The sequence below is a fragment of the Nostoc favosum CHAB5714 genome, assembly GCF_020829495.1.
Classification (GTDB): Bacteria; Cyanobacteriota; Cyanobacteriia; order Cyanobacteriales; family Nostocaceae; genus Nostoc; species Nostoc favosum.
The window spans coordinates 1-13,006 of sequence record NZ_JAIVFQ010000055.1 but is presented as its reverse complement, the minus strand read 5'-3'; the positions used below and the strand labels follow the sequence as shown (position 1 = coordinate 13,006).

Annotated in this window: 11 protein-coding genes; 6 read left to right on the top strand and 5 right to left on the bottom strand. The window is 42.5% G+C overall.

Annotated elements, in window-relative coordinates:
- Positions 1-38 precede the first annotated feature (38 nt).
- Both LC586_RS40835 and LC586_RS26285 read left to right on the top strand, forming a co-directional pair.
- Positions 39-161, top strand: a complete 123-nt coding sequence (locus LC586_RS40835; protein WP_267921731.1) for a hypothetical protein — start codon at positions 39-41, stop codon at positions 159-161.
- 138 nt (positions 162-299) lie between these two features.
- Positions 300-545 (top strand): hypothetical protein, encoded by a 246-nt coding sequence (locus tag LC586_RS26285; RefSeq protein ID WP_229488179.1) that lies wholly within the window; start codon positions 300-302, stop codon positions 543-545.
- A 7-nt stretch (positions 546-552) separates the two neighbouring features.
- Here LC586_RS26285 and LC586_RS26280 read toward each other — a convergent pair whose 3' ends face one another.
- Positions 553-1,176, bottom strand: a complete 624-nt coding sequence (locus LC586_RS26280) for a Uma2 family endonuclease (RefSeq protein ID WP_229488178.1) — start codon at positions 1,174-1,176, stop codon at positions 553-555.
- Positions 1,177-1,278: 102 nt separating this feature from the next.
- Between LC586_RS26280 and LC586_RS26275 the strand changes: the two genes are divergently transcribed.
- On the top strand, positions 1,279-1,569 hold the full coding sequence (locus LC586_RS26275; RefSeq protein WP_229488177.1) for a hypothetical protein: 291 nt from the start codon (positions 1,279-1,281) through the stop codon (positions 1,567-1,569).
- The gene (locus LC586_RS26270) at positions 1,569-1,994 is read left to right on the top strand and encodes a type II toxin-antitoxin system VapC family toxin (RefSeq protein ID WP_229488176.1); all 426 of its coding nucleotides are present in this window, start codon (positions 1,569-1,571) and stop codon (positions 1,992-1,994) included. The genes LC586_RS26275 and LC586_RS26270 overlap by 1 nt, the downstream gene beginning before the upstream one ends.
- Before the next feature lie 98 nt (positions 1,995-2,092).
- On the opposite strand, the gene LC586_RS26265 is transcribed toward LC586_RS26270, so the two are convergent.
- Together LC586_RS26265 and LC586_RS26260 are read right to left on the bottom strand one after the other, a co-directional pair.
- Positions 2,093-2,905, bottom strand: a complete 813-nt coding sequence (locus tag LC586_RS26265; protein ID WP_229488209.1) for a type 1 glutamine amidotransferase — start codon at positions 2,903-2,905, stop codon at positions 2,093-2,095.
- A 141-nt stretch (positions 2,906-3,046) separates the two neighbouring features.
- Positions 3,047-4,384: a Mur ligase family protein gene (locus LC586_RS26260; RefSeq protein WP_229488175.1), complete on the bottom strand. Its 1,338-nt coding sequence runs from the start codon at positions 4,382-4,384 to the stop codon at positions 3,047-3,049.
- 324 nt (positions 4,385-4,708) lie between these two features.
- Between LC586_RS26260 and LC586_RS26255 the strand changes: the two genes are divergently transcribed.
- Positions 4,709-5,296, top strand: coding sequence for a thylakoid membrane photosystem I accumulation factor (locus LC586_RS26255; RefSeq protein WP_229488174.1), 588 nt, complete (start codon positions 4,709-4,711; stop codon positions 5,294-5,296).
- Positions 5,297-5,640: 344 nt separating this feature from the next.
- Positions 5,641-6,249 (top strand): hypothetical protein, encoded by a 609-nt coding sequence (locus tag LC586_RS26250; protein ID WP_229488173.1) that lies wholly within the window; start codon positions 5,641-5,643, stop codon positions 6,247-6,249.
- A 179-nt stretch (positions 6,250-6,428) separates the two neighbouring features.
- On the opposite strand, the gene LC586_RS26245 is transcribed toward LC586_RS26250, so the two are convergent.
- Entirely contained in the window at positions 6,429-10,667 is a 4,239-nt protein-coding gene (locus tag LC586_RS26245) for a PAS domain S-box protein (protein ID WP_229488172.1), read from the bottom strand.
- 1,062 nt (positions 10,668-11,729) lie between these two features.
- Positions 11,730-12,911, bottom strand: a complete 1,182-nt coding sequence (gene bioF / locus LC586_RS26240) for an 8-amino-7-oxononanoate synthase (protein ID WP_229488171.1) — start codon at positions 12,909-12,911, stop codon at positions 11,730-11,732.
- Between the last annotated feature and the right edge of the window lie 95 nt (positions 12,912-13,006).

Here is a 13,006-nt window from a genome sequence, read left to right as displayed (position 1 = left end):
TTGCACTAATCCCAACAAGCGCCATAGGTTAGAAACTTATGGCTTATAGCAAAAGTCCTCTTAAGAGGACTAAATTCTTTCCAGACTTAGGTTTTAGTCCACTGAGTGGCTTTGGCTATTGGTTCCTAAAACTCCGAGTTTCAGGCGATCGCGGCTACTAATTAAGAATGCTACAAGATATCAAAGCAATCTACTATCCTGTGTAACACGACACGAGCGCTAATAATTTTTACTGAATCTAAAAATAATTTATCATTACCAATAGCTTAGATTGGCTTGTAAACGAGTCTTCAATACTCGTGAATGAGTCTTTGATACTCGTGAATGAGTCTTTGATACTCGTGGACGAGTCTTTGATACTCGTGGACGAGTCTTTGATACTCGTGAATGAGTCTTTGATACTCGTGAATGAGTCTTTGATACTCGTGAATGAGTCTTTGATACTCGTGAATGAGTCTTTGATACTCGTGAATGAGTCTTTGATACTCGTGAACGAGTCTTTGATACTCGTGAATGAGTCTTTGATGACTCTTTTACTTTTTTAGCCCTTGTTTAAGCGACTTCTCCAGCTTGAAAAATCTGTGCAGCAGTTAAATTCAACTCTGGGAACGCTAGCGACTGAATGCGTTCATTTCCCCTAAATTGCCTAACCTGATACTCGCCTTCAATTAGTTGGTAAATCGAGATAGTTGGTTGTTTAGGATTGCCAATAAAGCGCCTACCACCTAAACCTAGATAATCTACAATCCAATATTCAGGAATGCCCAAAGACTCGTAATCTTCTAGCTTCAAAGCATAATCATCACTCCAGTTGGTTGAAACAACTTCTACAACCAACTTGACGGAACTACCCCGCGTAATGATAGATTCTTTTTTCCAACGAGGTTCATCTCTAACAGCTTGTCTATCAAGAACGATTACATCTGGTTCATAACCTGAATCAGTGTTAAGTGACTTGATGACGCATTCTTTAGGGATAAAACAAGGGATAGACAAACGGGTGATTTCAATAAATAAAGAACCATTGATAAACCCGGCTATCTCTGAGTGCTTCCCTGTTGGCTTAGGCATTTCAACAATTACCCCATCATGTAGTTCATAATGCCTGTCTGAAGATTCAGGATACCAGGCGATAAATTCATCAAATGTTAATTGTTTGGTTAAGGCTTGAGTCATGCTTTGCCCTTTGTTAATTTAAAATAAAAAGCAGAGTCTCCTGAATTGCGTTACTTGTCAAATCCAGGAAACGAAAAATTATATAATTTCCTGGGGGTAAAAATGGAAACAAAAAAATTGCGATCGCATATTGGGACAGATGGGATATTGCATATTCAGACATCCACTGATTATAAAGATACATCTGTAGAAGTAGTGGTAGTTGTGCAGCCGTTAGATAAAACACACCTTGCACCATGCGATGACACTGTACTGCAATATAACGCTTGGGGAAAGCCGACGACAAAAAAATCCATTCAAGAAGCAATTGCCAGAATGCAACAACTGCGGCAAGAAGTAGCCTTAAATAAAACCTCAATCCGCGAAATGCTTGAAGAGGGACGAAGATTTTAATGCAGTTTGTTTTGGATTGTTCTGTAGCAATTAGCTGGTGTTTGGTAGATGAAAACGATGATTATGCTAATGCCATACTCGCAATGATGCCAGATTCTGAAGCTTTTGTACCAGGAATTTGGTCGTTGGAGATTGCTAATACCCTTGTCGTGGCTGAACGACGTAACCGTATGACTAAAAAACAATCTGAGCAAGCTATTGCTTTGTTACAGTCACTGTTAATTCAGGTTGATTTAGTTACGGATGCAAAGGCGTTGGATACAACCTTGAAGCTAGCACGACAGGAAAGTTTAGCAGCTTATGACGCAGCTTATTTAGAACTGGCGTTGCGGTTACAATTGCCGTTAGCAACTCTTGATACTCGGTTAGCAGAGGCGGCGACTCGTTGCAGTGTGGGGTTTGTCGTTGTTGACAAGGAAACATGAACTCAAGGCTGAGTTTGGGGCGTTTGTCACCCCTTCCCATGCGAAACCTGGGAATTGCGTTCCCTGTGAAAGTCAGGGAACGAGAAAAAAACGAAAATTTAAACTTTAGCCGCAGCAGGTAAACTGACTTTCAAGCGCTTAAACATCGCTTCTCGTGCTTGGACAGCGAGGCTGTCGTCAAAAGGTTCTAAAATAATTTCCTGCTGATACTTTAGCCGCAGTGCTGTTTGAATTAACCAATCGGCGACAAAGGGATTTTTCGGTAATAAAGGGCCGTGAGAATAAGTAGCGATCGCATTCTGATAAAATGCTCCTTCTGTCCCATCCTCTCCATTATTTCCCAAACCGTACACCACTCGCCCCAATGCTTCCACTTTCCCCAGCTTGGTACGTCCACCGTGATTTTCAAAGCCTACCAAATATGGTGTACTACCCGTCATCTCTTTTAAATCTTGCGCTAGGCGTGAAGCTGTCACTTCAATTACCAAGTTACCAATACAGCGCTTAGTATTTTCACCAGGATGCACGGAAACTAAATCGAGTATTCCTAAACCATCAATCCGTTGTCCAAAGCCTGGTTCATAATAATGTCCCAGTAATTGGGGGGAACCACAAGTAAATACTCCTGGTGTTCCATTTTCGATTTTCTCGCGCATCGCGTCGGCTTTTGCACCTTGCAAATCACGCATGACAATTTCTTGCTGACGATCTTGTGCGCCACCACCAACAATTACATCTACAGTTTTAATATCTGCGGCTGTAGCATTTTGATCTAGGGGTAACACTTTAACATCGTATCCCCGCCACTCGGCGCGACGTTCTATAGTAATTACATTACCGCGATCGCCATAAGTACTCATCAGCGTCGGATAAAGCCAACCTATTGTTAATTCCAAATTTTGAGAACTCATAAATTTAGGGAATGGGGAATGGGGAATAAGGAATGGGGAATGGGGAGATGAGGGAGATGAGGGAGATGAGGGGGATGAGGAAAATAACCAATGCCCAATGCCCCATGCCCCATGCCCCATGCCCAATACCCAATGACAAATTTAAAGAATTTTACGACCAGTCAGGACTTCTCGCACTTCTAGCATGGCTGAATAGGTGGGCAGAATGTGCAGAGTTTCATTCTCTGGTGTATGCTCTAATGCAGTTGCGATCGCTTGTCGCAAATCTTCTTCGACAATTAAATTTAAGTTACTCTCAGGGGACTTTTGGCTGTAACGTAAACGTAGTGCCATATCGTAGACGCGATCGCCACTCACTACTAAAGTCCCGCCGCGTTCGACTAATTTCTCGGTATCCACGTCCCAAATCCAGGATACATCAGTACCATCGGGCGTGCGATCGTTCAAGACTAGCAGTGTGGTTTTATCTGTGCTTTGAGTAACTACGCGAATAGTTTCATTCGTTCCTACAGGATTTTTTGATAACAATATCCGCACCCGTTTACCGTTAATTACTAAATCTTCCGCACGACCAAAGGCAGCTTGAAAGGTATTAATAGTATCTCTGATTGTTACTTCATCAACTCCCAAGTCAATAGCCGCAGTAGCAGCAGCTAAAGTATTATATTTGTTGTACAAACCAACAAGAATTTGCGACCATTCACTACTTTCTAGAGCCGGTTTACTTTTACTAAAACCACAATTGGGACAAGTAAAATCTCCCAAATGAGACAAATAAACACCTTTGTAATCTAGAGAGTGTCCACATTTAGGACAATAAATAGAATCGACAGCGTGAGGAATAGCTTCTAAATAATGTTCTGGTTCATTCAAGCCAAAGAATAACACCCGTTGGGGTAACTGCTGACCGAGGTTAGATAAAGTTGGGTCATCAGCATTGGGAATTACCACTGTTTCTGGTGGTAGGGTAGAAATAACTTTTGTCCAACGCTTACTAATTGTATCTACTTCCCCGTACCTATCGAGTTGGTCACGGAACAAGTTTAAACAGAGAATAATTCGCGGCTGGAGTGGTGTTAATACTCTTGGTACAATATTTTCGTCAACTTCCAAAATGGCGTAATCAGCATTTAGCGTACCTAGTAAGTTGGTGCTTTCTAACAGCGCCGTCATCAAGCCATTTTCCAGATTTGCACCTGTAGAATTATGAGTGATGCGAAAACCCTTGCGTTCTAATATTGTGCATAAAAGCAGCGCTGTAGTAGTTTTGCCGTTTGTACCAGCAATTAAAATCACCCCGTTTTTAACTTGCTGACTCAATAATTGTAAAAGTCGGGGTTCAATGCGACGAGCAATCGAGCCTGGTAATACACTAGCAGCACCCAGACGGAGTGATCGTACTATAAAGGTTACACTCTTTGCCACTGACACCGCGAAACCCAATCGCAGCCTATCTATGAATTGTATTTTGTTTCCCACATCGGTATCCTAGTCGAATGGCAGTTGCTAATTGAAAGTATTTAATTGCAAATTTAATATGCGTGAGTTTAGCGAATCCTGACTGAAAAAGCCAGCTTTGACATCAAGTTAGAGATTCTGCCTCCAGTCATAACAACAACCCTTTTTCCTCCTTTGCCTTGTACAGACGCGATTAATCGCGTCTCTCCCAACTCCCCCTTCCGAGAGATAATCTCAGTAGGCGTTATCTTAAAAAGTAGTGTGTGGGCGTAATTACATATCCAGCCCAGTTTGCCGAATTCAGCACAAACTCACGACAAGTAGTAGCTTGCAAGGTTCCTTTTGATGAATAGCACAAAGTTTCTTTTTTTACATAAACAAATTACTGGCTGGCAAAGGTGGTTGTCCAAATGCCTGTTGTTGCTTGCAAGTCTTCTCATTATAAGTATGCAACCTGCATCTGCTGGTCTTAATAATGATTTATATGATGGCAACATCTTTGTCGTTTATGCTGGCAATGGTTCATTAGTTCCTCCCAGACAGACATTAGCACAGGCTTTAGCGGAACATAAACCCATCTTTTTGGCCTTTTATTTGGATGACAGCAGCGATTCCAAAAGATATGCCATTTCCATTTCACGGGTACAGGAATTCTATGGTCGGGTAGCAGAAATTATGCCTATTAGTGTAGATGGTATCCCGCTTAAACAGACTTACAATCCTACAGAAGCAGGATATTACTATTCTGGGGCTGTTCCTCAAGTCGTGGTATTTAATAAATCTGGTGAGGTAGTTTTAAATAAAAAAGGTCAAGTACCTTTTGAAGAGATAGACGATCAATTTCGTAAAATCTTTGATTTAGTACCACGCACTGAAACAGCACAGCTAAAACGGCGAGCCTTTAATGAGTTTAGTAGTGAGTTAGCTAAGTAACTTCTGGGGTAGACCAAATTGGTCTGCCCTCATTTTTGGTGATATCTGTTACTACATTGCCGTCGATGTCAAAGCATAATATTGAAATATCTGTGTTAACAGATTAGAAAGTTAATTCATAGTCTATAGTCCAATACGGTTCAGTTAAGGCTTAAATATTAGTCAAAGTCAATTTTTTTAACGAACCGCAAAGGACGCAAAGAACGCAAAGGAAGAGAAGAAAGAAATGCTTAACTGAACTGTATTGGTCTATAGTCCATAACAAATGACTAATGACTAATGACTAATGACTAATGACTAATGACTAATGACTAATGACTAATGACTAACTAGAGTGTATTCTAATGTCAAAGGTTTACACGACCCAGGAGCTAATTCAAATTTTGGCAGCCGAACGCCAAGCCTGCCTTAAGGGAAAACGCCTAAAATTAGAAATACCAGTCTCTGGCAATCCTGTAATTGACCAGTTTCTCATGACTGATGGGCTGCAACAGTTCACTGCTTATCAAGATTTCAAAGCTGCAATTCATGAATATCAGAGGGAAAATCAAGTTTCAGGTATTATTTGGCGGGAGGTAACAGTTAAAGGTAAAAATTTGAGCTATCCCGAAGTAGACAGTGAGTTAATAGCCCTCACCAGTGACTTAGAAATATTAAAAGCTGCTAAAAATTCTATTGTAGAATTTTGGTATGAAGTCTCTATGGGGATGGATTTATACTTGAGTTTCAATAATAATAAACAGTACCAAAAAATTGTCACATCTGATGTAGAGAGAATTGTTCAAATAACAGAATGGGCAAGTTTGTGCAAGTGGGAAAATTCTAGCTTTTTGGAAATGATTTTGCAGCTAGGATGGGGTAAACCAGAAGAAGCTTGTTATAAACGAGGAAGACCGCAATCGGGTAGTGAATATATTCATGCAGTCAATCCTGGTAATCGGCCTATTGGTTGAGTGAAGAGGCAGGGGGCAGGGGGCAATACTGCTCGGTTAAGCCTAAAAAAGCACTCCGGGGTAGGTTGGGTTGAGGAACGAAACCCAACATTTTCAGGGCTTTGTTGGGTAACACTTAAGTTCAACCCAACCTACGAATGCCCCATTTCCTCTTCTTTGAACAAACCCTCCTGCCTGCTTCAAGGTTGATTCTGTCCGATGAGATTAACGATCGCACTAGCTAAATCTGCCGGATCGACGGGTTTCGGTAGGTGTTTTTGGAATCCTGCTGCCATTGCTTGGTTGTAGTTAATTTCTCCAGCATAAGCTGTCAATGCGATCGCGGGAATTTGCCCGCCTTGCTCTGGTGGTAATTTTCTCACCTCGCGCAGCAGCATATAGCCATCCATTACAGGCATTCCAATATCACTTAACAAAATATCTGGCTTTGATTGCACTAGTATTTCCAGCGCTTCACTTGCTGATTCAGCTAGTGTTACAGTTGCGCCATATTGTTCTAGCGCAAAGCTAAAAAACTCTCGCACATCTGCTTGATCGTCCACAAGCAGGATTTGCACTCCAGCAAGTAATGTGTCGTCAGTACTAACTTCTGCTTGAGAAGCTTCACCACTCTCAACTCGCAACTCAGAATTTTTCAGCAAAGGTAGTCTGACTGTAAAGGTAGCCCCTTGTCCTTCTCCTAGACTCTCTGCCTGAACTGTACCACCGTGAAGTTCTACCAAATGACGCACAATTGCTAGTCCCAATCCCAGCCCGCCAAATATCCTGGTTGTCTTGGCATCTGCTTGTCGGAAGTAATCAAATACGTAAGGCAAAAATTCCAGCATGATTCCCTTACCTGTATCAATCACCTGGATTTGGGCTTCTAACCCAACTTGCTCTAGACGTACTTCTACTCGTCCTTCTGTGGGTGTGAATTTAACGGCATTGGAGAGGAGATTCCACATCACTTGTTGCAAGCGATCGCCATCACCCAAAACTTTGCCGATATCATGACTTAGCACCGTTTTTATTTCAATTGATTTGGCTTCGGCTGCTAAACGCACTGTTTCTAGTGCAGCTGCGATCGCTACTTTCAAATCCACTGCATAAAGATTTAACCTAACTTTACCTTGTAAAATCCGCGAAACATCAAGTAAATCTCCAATCAGTTGGGTTTGTAATTTGGCATTACGCTCGATTGTTTCCAATGCCCGGATTCTCGTGGCTTCGTCAAACTTGCGGGTTCTGAGTAACTTCGCCCACCCTAAAATTGGATTCAGGGGAGTTCTAAGTTCATGGGAAAGAACAGCGAGGAATTCATCTTTAATGCGGTTGGCTGTCTCGGCTTGCGCCCTTGCAGTTTTTTCGGCTTCGTAAAGTTGAGCGCGGGCGATCGCTTGGGCACACTGCTGTCCTAGTGTCAACATAAATCCCCGGTCTTCTTCATTAAATATTTGTCCAATAGTAAAGCTTAATCCCAAAGCCCCAATTACTTTACCTTCTGCTATCAAGGGAATAGAAGCCCAGGCATTATTCGCTATAACAGTCACAACATCTGCTAAGTCGGGATATCTAGCAATCATGGCTGCTAAATTTTCTAAAAAAACCGGCTGCCCAGTTCTGACTGTTTCTGCTATTTGGTTAGGTGCTGTGATGGGAAAAGTTGCCCAAGTATTTATAAGTGTTTGCGGATAGCCAATTGCTTGCACAACTTTTAGGGTAGTATCTCCCTCAGTAAGTAAGACAACGGAACCACCAGTAGCTTCCAAGGCGGCAATGCCTTGGTTCACCACTACATCGGCTACCTGTTGGGGAGTTAAGGCTTCCGAGAGGGCGGCAGTTATTCTTTGTAAAAGTATGGTGCGATTGACAGACCGTTCAGTTTCCTGATAGAGTCTGGCGTTGTCAATGGCTGTCGCCGCCCGACGAGCAATATCTTCTGCTAAAGCCAAGTCTGTTTGTTGGTAGTGCCGACCTGACTCGGCTGTAAAAAAAGAGATTGCTCCAAATAATTGCCCACGGGAACGAACTGGAATCACCATTAGAGAACTAATACCCAGGCTTCGCAGCAATTGCAGATGTTCCTCATTTTGAGCCATCTGTACAAGATTAGAGTCAGATAATTCGGGATAAAAGATAGAGATTCCCAATCCTAGCTGCTCTACAAGCTGTTTTGTTTTGGTTTTGGGTGGATAACGCCGTCGGATTTCCTCTAAAGTATTTTGTTTTGTGGGATCGGCAATTGCGATCGCAATTTGTTTACTTGACCAATCTTTCTGGAAAACATCTACAATACACCAGTCAGCTAGGGTAGGAACTGCTAGATTAGCCACACTTTCCAAGGCGATTTCATAATCTAATGAGGCAGCTAATAAGGTGCTGGCTTCGACTAGAAACTTTTGTGTGGCTTCAACTTGTTTGCGAGCGCTAATATCCTCAAGAATACCTAATGCATACTTTGGTTGTCCGTTAGTATCCCAAACTACTGATGAAGTTAGGTTTACCCAAACAATGGAACCATCTTTGCGGATGTAGCGCTTCTCTAGGGAATAACCACTAATTTCTTTTGCTAAAACTTGCCGACCATTTTCCCAATCAATTTCTAAATCGTCAGGGTGGGTAATTTCCTGAAAGTTTAGTTGGATTAACTCTTCATGGCTGTATCCAGTAATCTCACATAAAGCAGGATTAATTTGCAGAAATTGTCCATCCAACGCTACCAGAGCAATGCCGACAGTTGCCTGGTTGAACATTGCCCGGAACCTTTCTTCGCTTTCTCGTAAGGCAACTTCTGTTTGCTTTGCTGCTGTCACATCTGCCAAAATAATTCCAATCCCTATCCTTTCTCCCATTGGGTTGTTCACCGGGTAATAGTTGCCCAGCCAGTAGCCGTAACGTTCTGATTGTTCCCTTGTCTTACCATTGATTTCTACATTCAGCAGGGGTTCTCCAGTATTCAACACGCGCTGTAACTGTAGCTCCAAATCAACCGCCATCGCTGGCAACACTTCCCCAAATTTGCGTCCTAGATGTTCTTCGATGGTCAAACCGTTAATGTCAGCGAAAACTTGATTAATTCGGATATATCGCAGTTCCCGATCCAAAAAGCATACGGCAACGGGAGCAGCTTCTAAGAGCGCATCTAGAAGAGATAGAGATTCGGCATAATGGACTAAAGTCTGGTGAATATCTCGATAAAGTCGCGCATTTTCCACTGCTAAGGCAGCACGATGGCTAATATCTGTTGCTAAAGTTAGGTCAGTGCGATCGTAGCGACGGTTTGATTGGGTGCTGACAAAGCTAATAGTGCCGAGGACTCGCCCTTGTGCGATTAACGGCACAATCATCACAGACTTCATTCCCAATTGTCGAACAAGTTCTAAGTGTTCCTGATTCTGAGTACTTGCTACTAATAGCGAGTCAGATATCTCTGAGATTAATTCACTTTGCCCAGTTTGGAGTACTTTAGTAATTGCACTTGCACCTTTGTAATCGGGAGCATACTCCTGAAGTTTACGCGCTAACTCCGCTTTAGATGGGTCTGCATGGGCAATGGGTAGGCGGCGAATAGAACCATCTTCATTTAAAATATCAACGCTACACCAATCAGCTAGCTGGAGAACTGAGATTTTGGCGATCTGTTCTAAGGTTTCTTCGTAATCTAGCGAAGTAGAGAGTAAACTACTAATTTGGGCGATATAGCGGAGTCTTTCTTCAGCCTGCTTGCGCTCTGTAATATTCACACCTGCACAGGTAATGCCCTGAATGCTATTGTCTACATCCCTTAGCGGTTCAACCAGCAAATCGTAGTAACAATTTTCTTCACCAATTGTCAGATAAACCTCTTCATGGGTTGAAACACCAGTCTCTAGTACCTTCTGCTTAATTGCCCTCAATTGCTCTGCTACTAAGGCTGGAAATAATTCATAGTCAGACTTACCCAGCATTTCCTCAGCAGTGCTTAGACCTTGAGGATTATGAATCCACTGATATCGCAAATCGCGATCCTGCTGAAAGATCACGATATCTGAACTACTTAACGCTAATCGAAATCGTTCCTCACTAACTCTCAGCTTTTGGAGATTTCCATCAGCCCGACTTTTAGCAGTCTTTAATACCTCACATAAGATACTAAAGAGCAATCCTTGTAATGCAAACAACCCAATTCGCAGAAAATTGGATAAGTCAAAACTCAGATCATAAGCTGGAGGGAGAAAGAAGTAATCGCTCAATAACGCAGACAAGCCGGTTGCTAACAGCCCTGAATTCAAACCACCATACCAACCACTCACCATTACAGCGCTAAAAAACAGCAAGAAAGGAGTTCCACTCATGCTTAACCAGGGGTCTAGCATCAACATCAGCACTAATGCAAGTGCGACGATTAATACAACAATGCCATAACGCAGTAACTGGGAATAACAAATATGGGGCATGAAAATGTTTTGGAACAACCAATACTTATTGCAAAGGCTCTATACACCCTAAGCTAGTTTGCAATTTTTAGTAATTTATCTCCAGATAGATTTTTATTTATTTAGAAAACTTCTTTTGTGAGAGGTTAATTACCCGGTAATATAGTATCCAAAGCCAGAATTTATTATTAACATTTTTGAGGGGTCTAAGTCCCTCGCTTCTAACAAGCGACAAGTTTTGCGGTGAGGTTAAAATCCCCATTGCAAAACTTAATTACGAATTACGAATTACGAATTACGAATTATTTTAATCTTCTATATCCATAACATGGGTTTGCTGCTCATAATATCATGTCCGCATAATTAGTTATGATTCCCATAGTCATTGCACCCCACCTCCAGCCCCTCCCCGCAAGCAGGAGGGGAGACAAAGCGACGATTGGCGGGGTGGGGTTCTTCGGGTTTAATAAGTAATCAAGCGAACATGATATAAGTACTCAATTCCAAGAAATGCAGTGACCCAAATTTATAACAAATACCAAAATAAAGATGATTTTAAGTCTCCGATATGTCTTCTAGTTTCAATAAATCGCAATCAACCAGAGACTGTTATTTGACCAAAAAATAATTTGGATGCAGAGTATAGCGGTTCCCATTCAGATGCGGTACAACATTACATCACGAGGTGTAGGGGCTTGTCTTTGCCCATAGGTGTCAACTTAAGCTCAAACGCTTATCCCACAGGCGTTTTACCCCACCCCGCCAAAGCTATGCTTTGTCTCCCCTCCCCGCCTGCGGGGAGGGGATTAAGGGGTGGGGTTCCGACGACTTAATTAGTAATTGAGTAGGCTTGATATAACGTCATTGCGAGGGTTTCACGTTAAGTTGACACCAATGGGCAGTGCCGTGCCCCTACGGGTGTACCTCACGTAAACGAGAACCGCTATAACTAAATTCATTTATGGAGAGTGAGAAAGAAAAAAATGTATTTCGAGATGCATAGCGCAAGAAATACGGCGTCATAGATTAATGTTTAAATTTAAAAGTATTTTATTTTAGCGTCTTTTAATTATGAATTACTAATTATGAATTATGAATTATGTTAACATCCTTCAGCACTGCTACCAATTTTTCAATATGTGCTGCTTCATGAGTTGCCATTAAAGATATTCTAATCCGACTTGTAGGCACTGTGGGGGGGCGAATTGCTGGGGCAAAAATGCCAGCATCTCTTAGCTGTTTTCCAGCTTTGAGGGCATCTGTCGCATTGGACAATTGAAAACATAATATAGGTGATTCCGAAGGCAGTAATTTTAGATTAGCTAAGTGTTGTTGCAGCAAATTTTTCAAGTTATGTACATTTTGCCACAATTGGGTACGGCGTTGCGGTTCTTGTTGCACTATCTTGATTGCTGCTAAGGCCGCGGCTGTATCAGCAGGTGAAAGTCCAGTTGTGTAAATCCAAGTGGGTGCGCGGTTTTGCAAAAAGTCAATTAAGGCGCTACTTCCTGCTACATACCCGCCTAAACTACCCAAAGCTTTACTCAAAGTCCCAACTTGAATTAACGGCTTTCCTGTACATCCAAAATGTTCCACACACCCAGCGCCAGTTTTTCCTAGTACCCCAGTGGCATGAGCTTCATCAACTAGCAGCATACAGTTAAATTCATCGGCGAGATCCAACAGTGCTGGCAACGCACATAAATCGCCATCCATACTGAAGACGCTATCAGTAAGAATCAAACAGCGTCGGTAGTTTTGTCGCTGTTGACTCAACTGAGTTTTTAAGACTGCTATATCACAGTGCGGATATTGCACAAATACTGCACCACTGAGAATCGCTCCATTTTTCAGGCTGGAATGATTGTACTGGTCAGATAAAATTAAATCACGCTTGCCAACGAGGGCGGTAATGACACCCAAATTTGCTAGATACCCTGAACTAAATATCAAGGCATCTTCTGTTTGTTTGGTAGATGCGATCGCCTCCTCTAATTCCCTGTGTAATTCCCTATGTCCACTGAGTAATCTAGAACCAGTACTACCAGTTCCAAATTCTGCGATCGCAGCAGTTGCGGCTGCCATTAATCGCTCATCCCCAGCCAATCCTAAATAGTCATTGCTGGCAAAATTAATTACCTCTTGCCCAGCTAAAACCACCGTTGCACCCGGACGACCCTTGATAGGTTGTACTGAACGATACCAGTCAGCCCGATGAATCGTTGCTAAGGAATGTTCTAGCCAGGCATAAGGGTCAGTGGGCATGGGGGGATGAGGGGGATGGGGGGGATGGGGGGGATGAGGGGGATGGGGGGGATGAGGGGGATGGGGGAGATGGGGGAGATGAGGGAGATGGGGGA